Genomic DNA, 18,533 nt, shown 5'->3' with positions numbered 1-18,533 from the left:
TCAGTCGAAGTTGATACCAATGCGACGACCAACTTCTTCATAGGTTTCGATAACGTCGCCCAACCCCTGCCGGAAGCGATCCTTGTCCATCTTCTTTCGGGTTTCTTTATCCCAGATCCTGCAGCCGTCGGGGCTGAACTCATCACCCAGTACAATTTCTCCGCCGCTACGGCCGAACTCCAGCTTGTAATCCACCAGCAGCATGCCGGCTTCATCAAACAGAGTTTTCAGAACGCCGTTTACCTTGTAGGTCAATTCTTTCATTCGCGCGAGTTCGGCTTCTGTTGCCCAATTGAAGCTCACTGCCAGGGATTCGTTCACCATAGGGTCATGCAGAGCGTCATCTTTCAGGAACAGCTCATAGGTTGGCGGGTTCAGCTCCAGCCCTTCTTCCACGCCCAGGCGGCGGCACAGGCTACCTGCAGAGACATTGCGCACAACGCATTCTACAGGGATCATGTCGAGCTTCTTGACCAGCGATTCCGTCGCGGACAACAAACCCTCATGGTGTGTTGGTACACCGGCTGCCTCAAGCTTGTCCATGATAAACGCATTGAAACGGTTGTTTACCATGCCCTTGCGGTTGAGCTGTTCTTTCTTTTCGCCGTCAAATGCCGACGTATCGTCACGGAAGACCAGGACAAAGCGCTCCGGATCGTCGGTGCGGTATACGGATTTTGCCTTGCCTGCGTAAAGTTCTTCGCGTTTTTCCATCGTAAGTCTCCGAAATAGAGGCCTGCAGTGCAGGCACTCCTTCTAAATCAGTATAGGTAATCGAACAGCTGTTTCAGCAAATCTTCGGCAAGCCGGTCGCCGCTGTAACCCTCTGCATTCTGAGCTGTAACCTGTATCTGGCCGTCGCGATCAACCAGATTGACCGTATGGGTATGGCGAGGCTTCTCTTTATCACTGAACCAGCTAAACCAGCCCGGCTCACGCTCGCTGGCACTGCGGAAATCAACAAAAAACCAGCCTTCACTGCGGTTAAGATCAAGTATGCCGACATCCGACTCTACGAGCGCGCGATTAACCTCAGCCCAGGAACGCCCATAATCCAGGTCCATACGGATCGCCTGAGGCCTGTCGTTTTCAGATATGAGCCTTACCAAGGGTTTGGCGACCATGCCTGAGGCTGCACGGGAGAAGGTTTTACTCTCTTCGCGGGTTTTGAGGAACTCGCCCAAATCGGCAAGAAGGCGTTTCTGCAAGGCGATTTGATTGACAGACGGCACAGTAATTTCGCGCCAGGGAATCAGTTCTCCAGGCCAGGCTGATTCAGCTTCTGTCATGCCATCGGAAGTGAGCTTCCGCACCTGAATCTCTGTGGTTTTGCGGCGAACCCCCGGTGCTATACGCACCTGCAATACTGCTTTTGGCTCTGCCGTGGTTGCCTCGGCAGGTGCACTGGAAAGCTCAAGAAGTTCGCGGGCGCGCATGCTGAAGTTTGCAAGCTCACTTTGCAGCAGGCCCAGCTGAGGATTGTCGTGGGCAACGCCCAGGCCTTGCTCATTCATATAAGCCGTTACGGCTGGCCAGATACGCCCTGGCACATCGTTTACCAACAACCAGGCACGGCCATCCAGCTCTTCAACCAGGTAGTTTTCTTCGAGGATCTCGGCGGTCATGTCCGGAGGACGAGGTATATCAGACACATACATTTTACTTGCATCTGCCGGGTTTACCTGCCGGATGGGCATTACTTGCGAAAAGCGGGATGTATCTGCTGCTTCCGGAAGAACCAGGGCATCCCCTTCGCTTTCATTCACATAGCGTTCAGAGCGATCTTCAATCAAGCCGCAGCCGGATACTGCTGTGATCAGCAGCAATCCGGACGCAGTAGCCATGTGACGAAAAGCAAAAACACTACGGGTTCTTGAAAGAACCGGCATCGGCCTTCTCTCTGTGTGGGACTGTTTCAGGGTTTGTATCGGCAAACTCAGAGTACACCCGAGGCGGCCATGGCTTCTTCCACTTCCTCGTGGAACTTCTCACTGAGCTGAGTCAATGGCAGCCGTATACCTTCGCCGATTATGCCCATACGCTGGAGCGCCCATTTTACCGGAATGGGGTTCGCCTCAAGGAACAGTTTGCGGTTCAAAGGCATCAGAAGCTCATTCAGACGTTCGGTTTCTTCCCGGTTGCCCGCGATGGCCGCGGCACAGAGTTCAGACATGCCTTTGGGAGCGACGTTTGCTGTAACCGACACGTTGCCTTTGGCGCCTGCCAGCATCAGCTCTGCTGCGGTGGCATCGTCGCCGGAATAAACCGCCAGCCGGCCATTGAGCGCTTCAATCAGTTCTGAACCCCGAGGAATGTTGCCCGTGGCATCCTTGATAGCAACAATGTTCGGAATGTCGGCCAGCCGCAGAACGGTTTCATTCAGCATATCGCAGGCCGTGCGTCCGGGCACGTTGTAGAGCATCTGGCTCATACCGGGTACCGCTTCTGCGATGGCTTTGAAGTGCTGATAAAGACCTTCCTGGGTAGGCTTGTTGTAATAAGGCACAACCAGCAGACAGGCATCCGCACCCAGTTTGTGGGCTTCGGTGGTCAGATAGATGGCTTCGCGGGTGCTGTTGCCGCCGGTGCCGGCGATAACAGGAATACGCCCGTTCACGCGTTTGATGATGTAACCGATTACCCGGCAGTGCTCTTGCTGATCGAGCGTTGCGGATTCGCCGGTGGTTCCTACAGCAACAATGCCGTTAGTACCGTTGTCCAGATGAAAGTCCACCAGTTTGTCCAGATGCTCCCAGTGAATGTCACCGTTTGGATGCATGGGCGTGACCAGTGCGACAAGGCTACCCGTAATCATAAAAGCTCCGTCCGAATAAAACGAATATGGTAATGTTGGGCACGAACTGACACAAGAGAATTAAATTACACTTGGTCCGAACTGGCTGGGGAAACAGGCGTCTTCACCGGCCAGGCAAAGAATACAGCTTTCAACATGGTCGCCAGCGGAATCGCAAAGAAAACGCCCCACAACCCCCAGATGCCACCGAAAAACAACACAGATATGATGATAACAACTGGATGCAGACTGTTCACTTCCGAAAATAACACAGGAACGAGCACATTGCCGTCCAGCGCCTGAATCAAGCCGTATATCACCATTACCCAGATGAAATGGCTACCCCATCCGAAGGCAAACAACGCAATAACGGCTACCGGAACGGTCACGACAGCCGCACCAATGTATGGAATGACAACGCTTAATCCCACCAAAAGTGACAGAAGCGCTGCATAGGGAACACCCAGAAGCTTGAAGGCCACATAGGTTGTTCCACCCACGATCAGAATCTCCACGGCCTTGCCGCGAACATAGTTAGCACTCTGAAGGTTCACCTCGTGCCAGATCTGCAGCATCATCGGGCGCTGGGGCGGGAGTAGCCTGGAAATAGCCCCAAGCAGAACTTCACGATCTTTCAGAAAAAAGAACACCAGGATTGGCACCAGCACCATATAAATGAGCAGTGCGACAAGACCGGGAATACTGGAAAGCGAAAAGGAAACCAGCCATTGGGTCATGTGCCCTACTTCTGTGTTTACCTGCTGATAGAGGTTACTGACGGTTTTGGCAGAGATAAGGTGTGGATACTCCTCCGGCAGCAACTCAAGGTAGGTCTGCAACTCACCGATAATCCTGGGTGCCTCGCCTGCAAGGGCACTGATCTGGGTCCATATGAGCGGCAGCATTCCAAAAAGAAAACCCACCAGCACCCCGAGAAACATCAGGAACACGCCAAGTATTGCGACACCTTCAGGCACTCCAAGTGAATTCAGTCGGGTAACGAGTCCCTGCAGAATAAAGGCGATGATGAGGGAGGCGATGGCAGGTGCCAGCATGGCCCCGAACCAGATAACAAAGAATGTGCCTATCACCAAAATCAGGAAAAGAATTACAGCTTCTTCATCTGAAAAGTATTTGTGCGCAAGGCCGCGTAAAATTCTGAACATCAAGGAACTCCGGGAGATTAGCTGCCGCACTCAATAACAAAGCGGAAATGGCCATCCGTTTCCGAGGAGTTCACCAATCGGTGACGGGACAACTCCAAAAAGGCCGGGATGTCGCGGGCAGAGCCTGCGTCTGTAGCAATTACTTCAAGCTTTTCGCCAGGAGACATATTATTGAGCTCAAGCTTTGTTTTCAGCAAGGGCATGGGACAGCGAAGCCCGGACGTATCCAGTGTACGATCAGCCATACAGAAGGTGCACCATTACAAGACATGAAAGTTGCAAGCCGGCATTATGCCTCCAGTGGTACTGTATTGCATCACAATAGCTGTTAATCAGGAGCACACCGCACTACATGAATGACGTTCTGAGGGAGTTTCGCTGTTACCCCAGGCTTTCAGCAGCCATCATTCTGATTTTTGCGCTGGTAACGAGCCCTGCTCTGCAGGCCCAGGATACCCGCCTGCCAGACATCGGCGGAACCGGAGGCGGCCTTATTTCCGGGCAGCAGGAAAGCGACATCGGGCAACAGGTAATGATTTCGATCCGACGGTCGGCACCACGAATAACCGACCCTCTGGTTTACGATTATCTCAGTGCCATTATTTACCGGCTGGTGCCTTCAGCGCCGCTGGAAAACCGCGACCTGACCCTGGCGCTTATTGATAGCCCTGCCCTCAACGCGTTTGCGGTACCAGGGGGAATCGTAGGCGTTAACGGCGGATTGTTTCTCAACGCAGCCACAGAGCAGCAGTTCGCATCCGTGCTCGCCCACGAACTTGCACACCTCAGCCAGCGTCATTTTGCCCGGCGCCTGGAGCAACAGGAAACCAGCGCGCCCCTCACCCTTGCCGGAATGATTGCCGGTATCGTGCTTTCTGCGGTCACTCAATCCGATATAGGCATTGCTGCTATTGCCGGCACTCAGGCCCTGGCAATACAGAACATGCTGGCCTATAGCCGCTTACACGAGCAGGAAGCAGACCGCGTGGGCCTGGATATTCTGGCAATGGCAGGGATGGACCCGAGAGGAATGCCCGAAATGTTTGAGGTCATGATGCGGCAGAACCGGTTGCAGGGAAACAATATGCCTGAGTATCTCTCAACTCACCCTCTGACCCAGAGCCGGGTAGCCGACACCCGCAACCGTGCAGAACAGTATCCCGAGAAGACCGTTCGCGACGGCCAGGAATACCATTTGGTGCGCAGCCGTTTACAGGTGCACTATGCGGCCTCACCCGAGGTTGCCGTAGACACCTTTGAAAGCTATCTGGGAAAGCCCGACGCTCAAAGTAATGAGGCGATTCGTTACGGACTGGCCGTCGCCTATCTCAGCAACAACCAGCTTGAACAGGCGGCCGAGGTGATCAACGAGCTACTTAAAAGCAATCCGGGCCGTATTACCTTTCAGGTGACCCTGGCAGAGATAAGGATCCGGCAGAACAAACTCGGTGAAGCCAGAGCCGTTCTTGCAAGAGCCTTAAGCCGAAATCCCGGCAATTATCCGATTACTTCAACCCTGGCAGATGTGGAAATTGCTGCGGGCAACGGTACTCAGGCGGCCGGGCACTTGAAACAACTGACCCGCAGAATGCCGCAACAGGAATATCTGTGGCTGCGGCTGGCAGAAGCCGAGGGCATGGCCCGTAACATTGTGGGCGTTCACCGGGCCCGGGCAGAATACGATGCTCTCATGGGAGATTTGCAGTCTGCCCAAAGGCAGCTCCGGCAGGCACAGGAAAAACTGCCTGCCGGCTCGGCCCAAAGACAAGTGGTGAGCGAGCGACTAGGCGAAATCACCAGCCGCCTTCAATCGCGCTGAGGCAGCTGGAATCAGGCGTTCCCTGCAGCCTGCAGGTTCATCCCGGCAGTGAAGTCCAGCATGCGCTGCAGAGGCTTGAGGGCTTTCTCGCGAGTTTCCCCATCCACCAGCACCTCCTGATCGCCATGTTCGATCACATGCAGCAGGTTTTCCAGGCCATTCATTGCCATCCATGGGCACTGGGCGCAGCTTCGGCAGGTGGCACCATGACCTGCTGTAGGCGCTTCTATGAGCGTTTTATTCGGTGCAAGCTGCTGCATTTTGTAGAAAATGCCATTGTCTGTAGCAACGATGAATTCCTGGTTCGGCAGAGTTTGTACCGCGTGGATCAACTGTGAGGTTGAGCCAACCACATCCGCCTGTTCCACAACCGCATCTGGCGATTCCGGGTGAACCAGAATGGCGGCATTCGGGTAAAGGGCTTTGAGATCTTCCAGCCCGCGGTGCTTGAATTCTTCGTGCACAATGCAGGATCCGTCCCACAGAAGCATGTCGGCCCCGGTGGTTTTCTGCACATAGTGGCCAAGATGCTTGTCCGGAGCCCAGAGTATTTTCTCTCCCCGTGCATCCAGGTCTTCCACGATCGCTTGCGCACAGCTTGACGTAACCACCCAGTCGGCGCGAGCTTTCACGGCTGCCGAGGTGTTGGCATACACCACCACAGTGCGGTCTGGGTGTTGATCGCAAAAATCCGAGAACTCGTCTGCAGGACAACCCACGTCGAGCGAACAGGTGGCTTCAAGCGTTGGCATTAAAACGGTTTTTTCCGGGTTCAGGATTTTTGCCGTTTCACCCATAAAGCGCACACCCGCTACCACGACAGTGCTTGCCGGGTGCTGGTTGCCAAAACGGGCCATCTCCAGGGAATCGGCGACACAGCCGCCGCTTTCCTCTGCGAGGCGTTGAATGTCAGGGTCAGTGTAATAGTGCGCCACAAGCACGGCGTCTTTTTCCTTGAGGACAGCCTTGATACGGGTTTCAAGCCGCGCCTTTTCATCCACGCTGAGCTGCTTTGGCTCTGCTGCATGGGCCAGGTGTTCCTGAACAAGGATTCGGTCTTCAGCTTTAGTCATGTACGGGTACTCTCAGTTACTTTCTGCACATGAGTATATCACTTCAGGCAAGAGTATCACTGCCCGGGCTATAACTTGTCTGTCAAGATCTCTTTGCGCGGCTGGGGGATCACCACTTTGTCCACGAGCAGGCCCTTACTCTTGATGAAATCTGTGCCCGCCTCCACCGCTGCGGTAACGGCAGCGACATCGCCAGTCAAAGTCAGGAAGCCTTTGCCACCAATCGCCATGGCGAGGTGAATATCGATCAACTCAACATTGGCCGCTTTGACTGCTGCGTCTGCCGCCTGAATAATCGTGGCCACCGAAAAGGTCTCGATGATACCCAGTGCTGCGGTTTCCTCGATAACCCGGGTACCACTGATAGCGGAAAATACTGACGAGTGCACATTGGGGATGATCAGTTCGTCCACAATGGTTTCGCTCCCCAGTTCCATGCCAGCAGACATGGCAGACTCAACGGCAGCTACATCACCTGCCACCATAACCATGAATTTACCCGGACAGATGGTGCGGTTGAAAACAATTTCAACATTAGCCGCTTTCAACATTGCATCGCCGACCGCGTAGCCTTTCGCGATTGAATTCATTTCAATCATTCCGATCGCACTTTTGTTACTCATGATCAATTCCTGTTAGAGCCCGCGTCAGTTTGCAGCGTTAATTTCAATGAAGCCGTCCAGCAATGTTACCTTACCACTGATGCTGGCATGCAGGGGGACGCCCATTCCATCGCCCGGCGGTGCTGCAATCACAGCACCCTCTGCGACTGTTTCCCCGGTTTTAACGATCGCTTCGGGCTGCGCGCCCATGCGCTGGTGTAATGGAATAATCACCCGGGAAGGCACCACATCCACATCTTTCCAATGTGCCGTTTTGCTGTCGTATTTTGCCAGCCCCAACTTGCGGGTCAGGCGCTCTGATGGCACTGCCCGGTATTCACGCATACTGTGTACTTCACGGGTCTGGCCTTGCAACTGCTGTGGCGTGAGCCACAGGTCGTTTTTTTTGAGATCGCGCTTGGTTGAGACACAGATATCCCTGGGGTTCAGTTGCTCCGGGCACGCCCATAAAGTGCAGATATTACACTCACAGCAAGCCTGGGCATGAACCGACAAGGTCTCGCTGACCTCACCGGTAGTCAGCAGTGATCGCATAACCAGATGCGGCTGTATCGGGTAGCCAAGCAGGTATCTGGGGCACATTTCGGTGCACAAGGTGCACTGGTCACAACCGGATTTACCGATACGTTTGTATTGCTGCTCGGTTTCCGAGCGCCGCTTCACGAGATTGGTGTCTCGAGGCAGTACCAGCAATCCACTGCTCACGGCCGAAATTGACATATCCAGGTCGTCAACCACCTCACCCATCATCGCACCGCCATCTATGACCACTGGGTCATCACAGGTTATGGCCCCTGCCAAGCTGATGACATCCGCAAAGCGCATACCGATCGGCAACCAGGCTGTGAAGGGATTCTCGACCTCTCCATGCACGGTAATCATGGTACAGGTAACAGGCTTACCTTCTGCAGCCCGGGCAATGTTCACCAGCGTCTCTACATTCTGAACAACGACACCGACATCCTTGGGCAGGCCACCCGCCGGGATACGGTTACCGGTTATCTCGTAAACCAGCTCATATTCATCGCCCGCCGGATACATGTTGGGCATTCGTTTGAGTTCAATGTTCTCCGGCAGGAGAGCTTCGATGTGAGCGATTGAATCCTCGTGCTTGTCCTTGATGGCGATTACGCCCCGACCAGCACCTGTTTGCTCCATCAATAGCGTCATTCCCTGAAGGAGTTCGGCTGAAAACCGCTGAATAATCGTCTGATCCTTGTAAAGCAGGGGTTCGCACTCAGCGCCGTTGGCAATCAGAACGTCTGCCTGCGTCTGCATTTTCACGTACGTGGGAAACCCTGCGCCACCAGCGCCGACGACACCCGCATTCCTGACCTTTTCAACTAGAGCGTTCATATGCATAGAGCCACTCATATATCAATTGGGTTTCCGGCAACCGCCAGAACTGCCTCCTCGAAGGCCTCACAGGCTGCTCTGCAAGCCGCTTGGCTACCGGTCAAAAACCCGCCACCGTAGTTGGTTTCGGAAGGTGGCGAAAAGAAAGTAGCCACTTTTACGCTAGCGGCCTTTAACGCTGCATCCATACCGAACATCGCCTCCAGTGGCGGCGCAATCAGATACGCCATGGATTCGCCCCGTTTCATGCCACCCTCTTTCGACAGGTAGCCCCCTGTGGCGGATACCAGATGGGCAAAATACGCAATACTGCCTTCTTCGTTGGCGGAGTAGAAGCAGGCTTCGTTCTCGATAACTTCCTGCGCACGCTGGAGCCCGGCAATAACATCTGCAGGCCCCGGCCCGGCGATGATGCCGATGACCTCGCCGGATAACAGGCCCGATGAATGGGCAGCACCCGCATAGAACGATCGTGCATACACCACATCAACCTGTGCTGCTTTTGTTGCTTCATCCAGTGCCACATAGGTAACGTCATCACTGTCGGCAGTAATCATTCCAATGCAGCGCTGCTCTTTTTTGAGATTAAACTGTTTCATCATTGCGTCATCAACCGACGCAATAACACGGGTAGCCAGTACCGTTGCTCTGATTTCATCCCGAATTGCCATGATGGTGCTCCTTTCGTATCTTGCCGGGAGTCTTTTTATAAAAACTCCGAACTATGTGCCTGAGCCCTTGGCTTCAGCGTTTCATCTTTAGCCCACTCGCTTTCTGTTCCAGCATTTTCCGTGTCAGATCAACGATAACGGCTGCCGCTTCTATGGGCGGTGTACCGCCTTTGTGGATATTGGAAATAACCATGCGGTCTGACTCCACCGTATCAGCGGTAGGCTTGTAAACACAGTAACAACTCAGACTTTCAGACTGCCCTAGCCCGGGCCTCTCTCCAATCAGCAGAAGGTTGGCTTCCGCCTGCAGCAGATCGCCTATTTCATCCTGGGCTTTCACCCGGCCATAACGCAGAAAGAAGGGGGTACCAACGGAAAAGCCGGCGCTTTCAAGACCCTTCATAAGAGGCGGGATGATTTCATCCAGGTTATTGGTTACGGCATCGGTACTGAGCCCGTCTGATATAACCACTTGCACCTGCGGTGATTTCTTGCAGCGCTCACCAATGATCTTTCTGGCTTCATCGGAAAGCTTACGGCCGAGATCGGGGCGTGTGAGATATTCGCCCTTATCGGTAATGCTGGTTTGAACCTCCCACAAATTCTGCTTTTCAAGCCACTCCGGAGTGACCTCCTTGACCACCGTATCTTTTGAGCGCGAGTGGTCAGCAAGAAAGCGCAGCTGCGAACGAGTGCGGGGCCTTGGGCCGGCCCGCCCCTGACATACCCGTGCTGCCGTCTGTTTGACCATATCGTCATTTACCGACGGGTTATGCGCATCCTCGACTCCATTCCAGCGAATAAATTTTTCCAGGCTGAGATCTTCGAGGCTGTCACCTTGATTTTCCGACTGCTGACCGGCGGCTGCAGAGGGTTTGTAGGCTGGAGGGTTGTTTTGTTGTGAACCGTTGCTCTGGGGCTGAACACGGGTTACCTGCCCCGCCGGGGGTGCCTCCTCGCCCAGCTCACGCAGCACCGAATTGACGATACTCTGAATTGTTTGCTCGTCCATGGTCGTCACCTCAATCAAAGAAGATGGATGGGTCGCCCGCACGGGCGGTGAGCTTGCCGTTATTCATCAGGCCCATGGTCTCCATCCAGGCCTCAAATTCCGGGGCGGGACGGTAGCCAAGCAGCTGTCGCGCGGTTGCGATATCGTGATAACTGTTGGTCTGATAGTTCAGCATGATGTCGTCGGCCAAGGGCAGAGAGATCACGAAGTTACAACCGGCTGCGGCCAGCAGAACCACGAGGTTTTCGTTAGAGTTCTGATCGGTTTCAGCGTGGTTGGTGTAGCAGGCATCACAGCCCATGGAAATACCGGTCAGCTTGCCCATGAAATGGTCTTCCAGTGCTGCCCGTGTAATCTGTTGATGGTTATAGAGGTATTCCGGCCCTATAAAGCCCACTACCGTGTTCACCATGTGCGGTTTGTAACGCCTTGCCAGGCCGTAATTTCGCGCCTCTATGGTCACCTGATCAGCGCCGTGGTGAGCGTTGGCAGACAACGCAGACCCCTGCCCAGTCTCGAAGTACATCATGTTGGAGCCAGCGAGCTTGCAGTAGTGCTTGCCCATCTCATAGGCTTCATCCAGCAGATCCACCGTCACACCGAATTCGTTCAGGCCTTTTTCGGTACCCGACAGGCTCTGGAACAGCAATCCGCCGGGAGCGCCTTTTTCCAGGGCTTCCATCTGGTTCGAGATGTGGGATAGCACACAGCCCTGAGTGGGAATACTCCACTTATCGGTCACTTCCTGGATGCTGTTAAGAATGCGGATGGTGTTTTCCACAGATTCAGTAACCGGGTTAACCCCGATGACTGCATCACCGCAGCCGTAGGTGAGGCCTTCGTAGATCTGAACCATGATGCTGTCGATATCATCACGGGTATCATTCGGCTGCAGACGGGCGGAGAAGGTCCCGGGCGAGCCGATGGTGCAATTCGCCTTGGAGATTACATAGAGCTTTTTGGCACCTATCATCAGGTCGCCGTTCGAGCAGATTTTGCATACCGCGGCGACCATTTCTGCCGTCAAGCCCTTGCGCAATCTCTCGTAGTCTTCCCGGGTTGGCACATCAGAGAGGATGTACTCTCTCAGTTCGCTGACTGTCCAGTGCCGGATATCTTCATAAACACCTTTGTTTACGCCATCTTGTATAACGCGGGTGACTGCATCTTCTTCATAAGGAACCACCGGGTTTTCCCGCAGTGTTTCCAGGCGCATTTCGCTCAGCACCTGCTTTGCCGCCACACGCTGTTGCGCACTTTCTGCCGCCACTCCTGCAAGCACATCGCCGGAACGGAGCTCGTTTGCTTTCGCGAGCACATCCTTTACGTCACGGAACTGATAAACCTGTCCGAACAGTGTTGTTTTTAAGATCATGAAAACCTCCCCCTCTAGGCAGGAAATGCCAGAGATTTGATGGTTAATGGCACAACTTCCCCGCCAAAAAAACTTTCGCCGACATCAATGTAATCACCGGCAACGGCACGCACTTCATCAATAACCAGTAGCTTCTGTGGGTCGACCAGGGGTTGCAGCTCCATCCCCAGTACCTTGCCCAGATCATTTTCAGTCACAATGATTGCAGGCGCCTGGCGATTGCCATGCTGCTGATAATAGTCTGCAATCTCTTTTGCTGTGTGATGCACCGCTCGATAGCTCATAGGCATGTCCCTGCCCAAGGCGATCGCATAGCTGTCTTCGCGCAAACGCAAATCCATGCGCTTTGCGGCTTCGATAATCTGTTGACATACCGGTGGTTGATCGCTGGCTTCCCAGTCAATCTGCGGCTCCACCACCGGTATATTGCGGATAGGCAGCGAATCAACATTCAGCCAGATTGAGCTTCCGGAGAGCGACATAGAATACGCACCTGCGCCGATCACCGTGGCTTGCTGGGTCTGCAAAGGTACCCGGACATTCATGCCAGATAACGTGGGATGCTTCAGTAACGCACCACCGAGCAATACGCCTATGTCTTGCCAATGGAAGGGATCAATCTCTTCAGTTTTCAGGCTGTAATAGCTGGTACCTACGCCGCCGCTTATGAACACCGCATCAAACTCACTGACCTCTCTGAGGTAAGGGGTCATCATCAACTTTTGGCACAGCTCTGAGTGATTTCCAACGATGACATCAACAACCAACTGCGCCATACGGTCGACGATCTTTTCAAGCTGATCCACACTGGTGCGGCCTTCCGAAAGCCCCTCTCCGAACAGGGATTCAATGACGTGCTTTGCCGGCTCCCGAATTCTGGTTATCGCTCCCGACCGATCTGTTTTGATGAGATTCCCGCCAATATTGAGGCAGGCTGTGTCCTCCACGCGGCCACCGTTAAACACCACGTAGTTACTGGTTCCACCACCAATATCTATGTTCAGTACCCGGGCATGGTTCCGCTTCGAATATTCTCCGGCACCACTGCCCCTGCCGGCGATGACAGACTCCAGGTTAGGCCCCGCAGTTGCCACCACAAAATCACCAAGGCGCTCAGCCAACCCCAATACGGTATCTTTGGCGTTCTTCACCTTGGAGGTTTCGCCGGTGATAATGATCGCGCCGGTTTCGATGTCGTCCAGAGCAACACCTGCTGCCGCAAATTGCTCATCGATAAAACCCTGCAGCATGGGCACATCTACAGTGCCCTCGTCTTGCAAAGGTGTTGGCCTGACAGGGCTCTGATAAAAGATTTCCCGTTCCACAAACTCATACCGGGGCACCTGAGTAACAGGCGCCCGATTTACCATGGTGAGCCGTGAAAAAATCACCTGGGTTGTGGTAGTGCCGATATCAATACCGACACTGTGTACGGTTTTTCTGTTCACAGTTGACCTTCCGCCTCTTCTGGGGTGGATGACTCAGAGGCCGGCTTGCCGTTCTTTTCAATAGACGCAATCATCCGGTCTGCAAGCAGCATCGCGAACAGAACAGCTGTGATGCCACCAACGAGCTTGCCGATGATGACAGCCATGATCATGTCTGGCTTGTTTGCTGCGGTGAAACCCAGGTGGTCGCCAAAGGTGAACGCGGCACTGACGGCAAACGCGGAGCAAAGAATCTTGCCGCGGCTGTCCATATCCTTCATTACCTGGAACATGGGTATGTTGTTGGCCAGGGTGGCAATCAGGCCAGTGGCTGCCGTCGGGTTCACATCCAGCACGTTGCCCATCTTCAGCAATGGCTTCTCGAACCAGCGGGTCAGCAACAACACCATCGGGTAGGCACCCAACAGGATGATAGCGATGGAACCAATGACTTCGATCGCACGCATATCTATGCCTGGCTCATCACCTGGCGACATGAAAATCGGATCCATGCCGGGAATCAGCGTTATGCCCAGTGTGGTTTTCAGCACAGCAGCGGCAAGACCAATGGTGATAAAGGCGACCAGGAATTTCGCAAAAATTGAAAATCCGTTGATCATCTTGTTGGGCATAAACCACAGGCCGGCTGCTATCAGGGCAGACACGATAATAACCGGGATTAGGTTCATGAAAATCAGCGGCAGGTTGAACTGTATGGCCTCTTCAGTACCGGGTATAAGAACTGTTGACGCCATGGCAGCCAGCCCGCCAGCAATACAGCCAATGGGAATGGTCACAATGCCCGCGAGTACCCCGGAAGCCAGGTAGGGGCGATCCTGTTCTTTGATGATGCCAACGGCAACAGGAATGGTGAATACAATGGTGGGGCCCATCATGGCGCCGAGAATCAGACCGGCGTACATCCAGGCTCCATAGTTTATGCTGCCGTCTACCGCCGTGGCCATTTCCTTCGCCAGAAAGTAGCCCCCCATATCGTTGGCAAGCAGTGTAGTGGCGAACATTGCAGGGTCAGCGCCAAGGAAGGTATAGATGGGCACTACAACCGGAGACAATATCTTCGCCAATACTGGCGCCATGGCAATAATACCGACCATGGCCAGTGCCAGTGCGCCCATGGCCTGGAAACCTTCTTCAAACTCGTTGCCTGCACCGGAAATGGAACGCCCTACGCCGCGAAGGCCAAGTTTTCCAAGAACCGGTTCAGAGCCACCGAATTGCATGAACACCCGGTCCAGTGCACCGATGACCATGAAGGTCATCATGATATAAAGAATGATCTGGTTTAACATTTCCATAGTCGGTTCTCCGCCTTCCTGCAAACAGTTGAATCACAAGTTATTCTTATTGCCGCACGCCTCTTCGAGTAATGTCACGATATCCGCTTCGGTTACATTTCTTGGGTTGTCCCGGATGCACACATCCGCCAGGGCATCGGTTGCAATGGCTGCAAAGTCGTCCCGGTGAATGTTGGTGCCTGCAAGGTTTCCGGGTAAACCAAGATCAGCCAACAGCTGCCGGACAGCATCGATGGACGCCATACATTGCTCCCGCTCGGTCATTCCCGTGCGAGTAACACCCAGCATGTGGGCTATGGCGGCATACTCCCGTTGGCACACCAGAGCGTTAAATCGCATGACATAAGGCAGGAGTATTCCATTAGCGATGCCATGGGCTAGCCGATAGCGGGCACCAATCTGGTGGGATATTGCGTGAACCAGGCCAAGCCCGGAGTTACTGAATGCCAGCCCGGCTTTATAGGCAGCGGTTGCCATAGTCAGCCGAGCTGCAATATCGCCACCGTTGCCCACTACAATGGGCAGTGCCTCAGCGATGCTCTGTACGGCACAGATAGCCAAGGCTTTTGCCAGCGGATGGGAGCTTCGCGCGCCATAGGCCTCTATGGCATGAGTCAGAGCATCAATACCCGTAGCAGCTGTGACCAAAGGAGGCAGATCCAGCATCAGTCCCGGGTCGACAATGGCGAGATCCGGCATCAAGTCCACATGTTTGATTACAAATTTGTGCCAGCGGTCAGCACACATAATGACGCTGATATCCGTTACTTCCGATCCTGTGCCTGCAGTGGTTGGCACGGCTCCCAAACCTATAACCCGGCGACCGGCGAAACCCGGTTCCGCCAACTGCTGCAAACTGCTCTGGCTGGTTCCCGCAAGGGCGATGGCCTTGGCGGCATCAAGCGCAGATCCACCGCCAAACCCCAACACAAAGTCAGCCTGGTTGCGGGCGAGTAACTCAGTGGCAGAAGCAACCAGGGTTTCGTCAGGCTCCCGGGTAATACACGGATAGATAGTAAACTTGATGCCTGCTCGCTCCAGGCTTCTTTCCATGCTCCGCATCAATCCCTGTTCATGCACCACGCGGTCGGCAATCACTAGCACCTGCGAGGCGCCTAGCTGGCGAAGCTTGTCGCCAATTTTCAGGATGGCGCCCTCGCCCATCAGGGTTTGGCGGGGCGCATTGAAATTGAACAGACCACGGGGCGCCAACTCATCCACCGTTTGGGTAACGATGCTCTCAATCAACGCATTGTCCAGTGCCTGCTCTCGCGAATTCATATCAACCAACCCTCGCCGCTTTGGCCTGGAGAGCGCTCGAATAACTGGCGATCGCCAAAGGCGTCAAGTAAAGGGGGTGCGATGGAAGCACAACCTCAATATCCGGAAACTCCGCCGCAAAGGCTTCAAGGAATCCCGGTAACGCACAGGAGCCTCCGGTCAGATAGATAGCCGGCACTTTAGAGTCCGCAATGTGGCTTCGAACGATGTCCGCCATTTTCGCAATGACTGGCGACGCCAGTCGGGACAAAGCCAGGTCTTTCGTGGCGCGCTTCATTTCTTCTGCTTCTTCAAAGGGGATGCCGAAGTGCCCTGCGAGGGTCAGCGTGATATGCCGCCCACCGGTTGCGTCATCCCGGGAGCAAACGACTTCGCCCTTCTCGATAATGGCCGTTCCGGTTGTACCACCCCCAATGTCTACCACTGCGGCATGATCAAGTTGCAGCAGCCGGGCAACACTGCTGGGTTCATCAATAACATCTGCCACTTCAAGGCCGGCGGCCTCAATTACGTTCGTCGATATGCGGGAATCAGTACCTGGTGGGAAGGATGTGGTGACATGCTCAATAGTAATGCCCAGCTTTTCACTGGCTCGCCGCACCTGTTCCCGAACAATCTGGCTGGCCCCGAAGAAATCCACCACAACCCCATCACGAACGACATTGGCCCAATCCATATAGCCGGCAAGGGGGTTGCCATTCGCGTCCAGCACAATGGTCTGAATGTCGGCTGTACCCAGGTCGACACCTACTCTGACTTTTCCCTGGAAAGGGCTGGCGGTGTCCTTGTTGATCAGGCCGGCAGTTTTCTCAAGCAACTTGTTAACCTCGGCCATTGTCCTGCTCATTACGCTCTCCTTGTCAGACGATCCGGAACGAATCCACCATGGTGCAGCGCCGTTTGCGTACAAACGTGCTCGCGTTGGTAACGCCTTCTCCGGTAGGAGTGGATATCGTCATGGATGTCCACCCCTCTCCTCCCGCACCCAATCCGGCAAGGCAGGGACCATTTTTTACAAACAGGCTGCAATCGATTTCGAGGGCCATACGGGAAAGGTTGTCGATATTGCGGGAATGCATGGCTGCCGTGTGGTGATTGCCTGCTTCCAGTTCCACTGCCCAATCAATTGCCTGGTCTGCGTCACGGGCGCGTATCAGAGGAATTACCGGGAGCATCATCTCTGTGGTGGCGAACGCGTGATCGCGCTCGGTTTCGGTAACGAGCAAGCGAGTGCCCGCCGGAACATTGAAACCTGCAGCGGCCGCGATTTTTTCAGCATCGCGCCCAACCCATTCCGGTTTCGGATGCGGATTCGGACCGGGGTATCCGGCCAGAACGAGCCTCGCTACAGCGTCAGCCTGATCTGCATTGATCTCCGCAGCACCGTGCCGGCACATGGCCGTTTTCAGCTCTGACGCAATCGACTCTACGGCAATTATTTCTTTTTCATCAACGCAGATGATGTTGTTGTCAAACGAAGCCCCCTGAACGATGCTGATAGCCGCTCGCTCTATGTCTGCAGTCTCGTCTACCACAACCGGAGGGTTACCCGGCCCTGCGGCAATCAGGCGCTTGTCGGTTACTTTGCGGGCTGCATTCACTACGGCTTCGCCGCCGGTAATGGTAAGCAGATGGATGCCGGGAAAGCTGAACAGCCTTGTGGCTGCTTCAATCGTGGGTTCTTCAACGCAGGTTACGAGGTTTGCAGGCCCGCCCACACTTTCAGAGGCACGGTTAATTAACTGCACGGTGCGCTGCGATACGGCCTTGGCTGCTGGATGCGGGGAAAACACAACCGAATTACCGGCCGCAATCATACTGATAGCATTATTCAGGATGGTTGCAGACGGATTGGTAGAAGGTGTAACGGACGCTATTACACCCCAGGGTGCGTTCTCAATAAGCGACAACCCGTGATCACCCGTAACGGCCGTGGGCACTATGGATTCAATCCCGGGTGTTTTTTCGAGAACCAACTGGTGTTTGCGTATTTTATCTTCAACCCGACCAAACCCCGTTTCCTGAACGGCAAGTTCGGACAGTTCTTTAACATGCTCACTACCCATGCGCCGGATAGCCGCGATGATCGCTTCTCTCTGCGCCATCGTCCGTATCTTTTTATAAGCGCTCTGAGCCCCGGCTACGGCATCATCAAGCGTGCTGAACACGCCATAGTTTTCACCGTCACGCTGCGGAGAATGCAACTGCTCAATAACGCGGCGTACGATGGACTCAATCTGCTTTGCATCCGTTTGCATCTTCCATCTCCCCCCATGGTTGCCCTGAAACTGATGACAACCCTATAACCGTGGCCTAATAGTTTCGCTGGTACTTCTGAAACCAGGTTTTTGAGCCGCCGGTCACTTCGTCGATAATACCCACGATGCTCAAATCAACGGGTGTCTGGCCGGTGCCGTCTACTGACATCCGGGCGGAGCTGCCGCTGACCACAAGCACCCATTCACCTTCCCCCGCGCCCAGCCTGTCAGCTGCCACCATAACTGAGCTCTCTTCCTTTCCGTCCTGATCGATAAACTTGACCAAGGCCAGCTTATCCATCCCTAAACGCTCGCTGCGGACAGTAGCAACGACTTGACCGATAACCTTTGCAAGTCTCATG

18 protein-coding genes are annotated in these 18,533 nt (G+C 54.3%); 1 reads left to right on the top strand and 17 read right to left on the bottom strand.

Going from position 1 to position 18,533, the window contains the following annotated elements:
• From purC to CDH47_RS10060, 5 genes are all read right to left on the bottom strand, one after another.
• Positions 1–714, bottom strand: a complete 714-nt coding sequence (purC, locus tag CDH47_RS10080) for a phosphoribosylaminoimidazolesuccinocarboxamide synthase (RefSeq protein WP_100639734.1) — start codon at positions 712–714, stop codon at positions 1–3.
• A 47-nt stretch (positions 715–761) separates the two neighbouring features.
• A complete protein-coding gene (gene bamC, locus CDH47_RS10075; protein WP_100639733.1) occupies positions 762–1,889 on the bottom strand; it encodes an outer membrane protein assembly factor BamC in 1,128 nt (375 codons plus the stop codon).
• A 47-nt stretch (positions 1,890–1,936) separates the two neighbouring features.
• Entirely contained in the window at positions 1,937–2,815 is an 879-nt protein-coding gene (gene dapA / locus CDH47_RS10070; protein WP_100639732.1) for a 4-hydroxy-tetrahydrodipicolinate synthase, read from the bottom strand.
• Positions 2,816–2,880: 65 nt separating this feature from the next.
• The gene (locus tag CDH47_RS10065; RefSeq protein WP_100639731.1) at positions 2,881–3,960 is read right to left on the bottom strand and encodes an AI-2E family transporter; all 1,080 of its coding nucleotides are present in this window, start codon (positions 3,958–3,960) and stop codon (positions 2,881–2,883) included.
• 17 nt (positions 3,961–3,977) lie between these two features.
• Positions 3,978–4,205 carry a sulfurtransferase TusA family protein gene (locus tag CDH47_RS10060; protein WP_100639730.1) on the bottom strand — a complete coding sequence of 76 codons (228 nt, stop codon included), beginning with the start codon at positions 4,203–4,205 and terminating at the stop codon, positions 3,978–3,980.
• A 107-nt stretch (positions 4,206–4,312) separates the two neighbouring features.
• On the opposite strand from CDH47_RS10060, the gene CDH47_RS10055 reads away from it, so the two are divergent.
• Positions 4,313–5,779, top strand: a complete 1,467-nt coding sequence (locus tag CDH47_RS10055) for a M48 family metalloprotease (protein WP_100639729.1) — start codon at positions 4,313–4,315, stop codon at positions 5,777–5,779.
• Between the two features lie 11 nt (positions 5,780–5,790).
• Here the strand turns inward: CDH47_RS10055 and nadA are convergent, their stop codons facing one another.
• From nadA to CDH47_RS09995, 12 genes are all read right to left on the bottom strand, one after another.
• Positions 5,791–6,852 (bottom strand): quinolinate synthase NadA, encoded by a 1,062-nt coding sequence (gene nadA / locus CDH47_RS10050; RefSeq protein ID WP_100639728.1) that lies wholly within the window; start codon positions 6,850–6,852, stop codon positions 5,791–5,793.
• Positions 6,853–6,920: 68 nt separating this feature from the next.
• On the bottom strand, positions 6,921–7,475 hold the full coding sequence (locus CDH47_RS10045) for a BMC domain-containing protein (protein WP_100639727.1): 555 nt from the start codon (positions 7,473–7,475) through the stop codon (positions 6,921–6,923).
• Positions 7,476–7,499: 24 nt separating this feature from the next.
• A complete protein-coding gene (locus tag CDH47_RS10040; protein ID WP_239985692.1) occupies positions 7,500–8,837 on the bottom strand; it encodes a 4Fe-4S dicluster domain-containing protein in 1,338 nt (445 codons plus the stop codon).
• Positions 8,838–8,845: 8 nt separating this feature from the next.
• Positions 8,846–9,502: an ethanolamine utilization microcompartment protein EutL gene (gene eutL / locus CDH47_RS10035; protein WP_100639725.1), complete on the bottom strand. Its 657-nt coding sequence runs from the start codon at positions 9,500–9,502 to the stop codon at positions 8,846–8,848.
• A gap of 73 nt (positions 9,503–9,575) precedes the next feature.
• Positions 9,576–10,514 carry an ethanolamine ammonia-lyase subunit EutC gene (gene eutC, locus CDH47_RS10030; protein ID WP_100639724.1) on the bottom strand — a complete coding sequence of 313 codons (939 nt, stop codon included), beginning with the start codon at positions 10,512–10,514 and terminating at the stop codon, positions 9,576–9,578.
• A gap of 10 nt (positions 10,515–10,524) precedes the next feature.
• Positions 10,525–11,889, bottom strand: coding sequence for an ethanolamine ammonia-lyase subunit EutB (locus tag CDH47_RS10025; RefSeq protein WP_100639723.1), 1,365 nt, complete (start codon positions 11,887–11,889; stop codon positions 10,525–10,527).
• 14 nt (positions 11,890–11,903) lie between these two features.
• A complete protein-coding gene (locus tag CDH47_RS10020; RefSeq protein ID WP_100639722.1) occupies positions 11,904–13,337 on the bottom strand; it encodes an ethanolamine ammonia-lyase reactivating factor EutA in 1,434 nt (477 codons plus the stop codon).
• Positions 13,334–14,632: an ethanolamine utilization protein EutH gene (gene eutH / locus CDH47_RS10015; protein WP_100639721.1), complete on the bottom strand. Its 1,299-nt coding sequence runs from the start codon at positions 14,630–14,632 to the stop codon at positions 13,334–13,336. The genes CDH47_RS10020 and eutH overlap by 4 nt, the downstream gene beginning before the upstream one ends.
• A 33-nt stretch (positions 14,633–14,665) precedes the next feature.
• Positions 14,666–15,913 (bottom strand): iron-containing alcohol dehydrogenase family protein, encoded by a 1,248-nt coding sequence (locus tag CDH47_RS10010; protein ID WP_100639720.1) that lies wholly within the window; start codon positions 15,911–15,913, stop codon positions 14,666–14,668.
• A 1-nt stretch (position 15,914) separates the two neighbouring features.
• The gene (gene eutJ / locus CDH47_RS10005) at positions 15,915–16,760 is read right to left on the bottom strand and encodes an ethanolamine utilization protein EutJ (RefSeq protein WP_100639719.1); all 846 of its coding nucleotides are present in this window, start codon (positions 16,758–16,760) and stop codon (positions 15,915–15,917) included.
• A gap of 13 nt (positions 16,761–16,773) precedes the next feature.
• Entirely contained in the window at positions 16,774–18,171 is a 1,398-nt protein-coding gene (locus CDH47_RS10000; RefSeq protein WP_100639718.1) for an aldehyde dehydrogenase family protein, read from the bottom strand.
• A 55-nt stretch (positions 18,172–18,226) separates the two neighbouring features.
• Positions 18,227–18,532 (bottom strand): EutN/CcmL family microcompartment protein, encoded by a 306-nt coding sequence (locus CDH47_RS09995; RefSeq protein WP_100639717.1) that lies wholly within the window; start codon positions 18,530–18,532, stop codon positions 18,227–18,229.
• Between the last annotated feature and the right edge of the window lies 1 nt (position 18,533).

This window comes from Marinobacter salexigens, assembly GCF_002806945.1.
In the GTDB taxonomy this organism is placed as follows: domain Bacteria; phylum Pseudomonadota; class Gammaproteobacteria; order Pseudomonadales; family Oleiphilaceae; genus Marinobacter; species Marinobacter salexigens.
This window is presented reverse-complemented; position numbering and strand designations above follow the sequence as displayed.

Bases quoted from the DNA above. Each gene is read 5' to 3' on its own strand.
- CDH47_RS10025 (WP_100639723.1), bottom strand. From the start codon at position 11,889: ATGATCTTAAAAACAACACTGTTCGGACAGGTTTATCAGTTCCGTGAC.
- CDH47_RS09995 (WP_100639717.1), bottom strand. From the start codon at position 18,532: ATGAGACTTGCAAAGGTTATCGGTCAAGTCGTTGCTACTGTCCGCAGC.
- CDH47_RS10000 (WP_100639718.1), bottom strand. From the start codon at position 18,171: ATGCAAACGGATGCAAAGCAGATTGAGTCCATCGTACGCCGCGTTATT.
- eutJ (WP_100639719.1), bottom strand. From the start codon at position 16,760: ATGAGCAGGACAATGGCCGAGGTTAACAAGTTGCTTGAGAAAACTGCC.
- CDH47_RS10040 (WP_239985692.1), bottom strand. From the start codon at position 8,837: ATGCATATGAACGCTCTAGTTGAAAAGGTCAGGAATGCGGGTGTCGTC.
- dapA (WP_100639732.1), bottom strand. From the start codon at position 2,815: ATGATTACGGGTAGCCTTGTCGCACTGGTCACGCCCATGCATCCAAAC.
- eutH (WP_100639721.1), bottom strand. From the start codon at position 14,632: ATGGAAATGTTAAACCAGATCATTCTTTATATCATGATGACCTTCATG.
- CDH47_RS10010 (WP_100639720.1), bottom strand. From the start codon at position 15,913: ATGAATTCGCGAGAGCAGGCACTGGACAATGCGTTGATTGAGAGCATC.
- CDH47_RS10065 (WP_100639731.1), bottom strand. From the start codon at position 3,960: ATGTTCAGAATTTTACGCGGCCTTGCGCACAAATACTTTTCAGATGAA.
- CDH47_RS10060 (WP_100639730.1), bottom strand. From the start codon at position 4,205: ATGGCTGATCGTACACTGGATACGTCCGGGCTTCGCTGTCCCATGCCC.
- nadA (WP_100639728.1), bottom strand. From the start codon at position 6,852: ATGACTAAAGCTGAAGACCGAATCCTTGTTCAGGAACACCTGGCCCAT.
- eutL (WP_100639725.1), bottom strand. From the start codon at position 9,502: ATGGCAATTCGGGATGAAATCAGAGCAACGGTACTGGCTACCCGTGTT.
- CDH47_RS10045 (WP_100639727.1), bottom strand. From the start codon at position 7,475: ATGAGTAACAAAAGTGCGATCGGAATGATTGAAATGAATTCAATCGCG.
- CDH47_RS10055 (WP_100639729.1), top strand. From the start codon at position 4,313: ATGAATGACGTTCTGAGGGAGTTTCGCTGTTACCCCAGGCTTTCAGCA.
- eutC (WP_100639724.1), bottom strand. From the start codon at position 10,514: ATGGACGAGCAAACAATTCAGAGTATCGTCAATTCGGTGCTGCGTGAG.
- bamC (WP_100639733.1), bottom strand. From the start codon at position 1,889: ATGCCGGTTCTTTCAAGAACCCGTAGTGTTTTTGCTTTTCGTCACATG.
- purC (WP_100639734.1), bottom strand. From the start codon at position 714: ATGGAAAAACGCGAAGAACTTTACGCAGGCAAGGCAAAATCCGTATAC.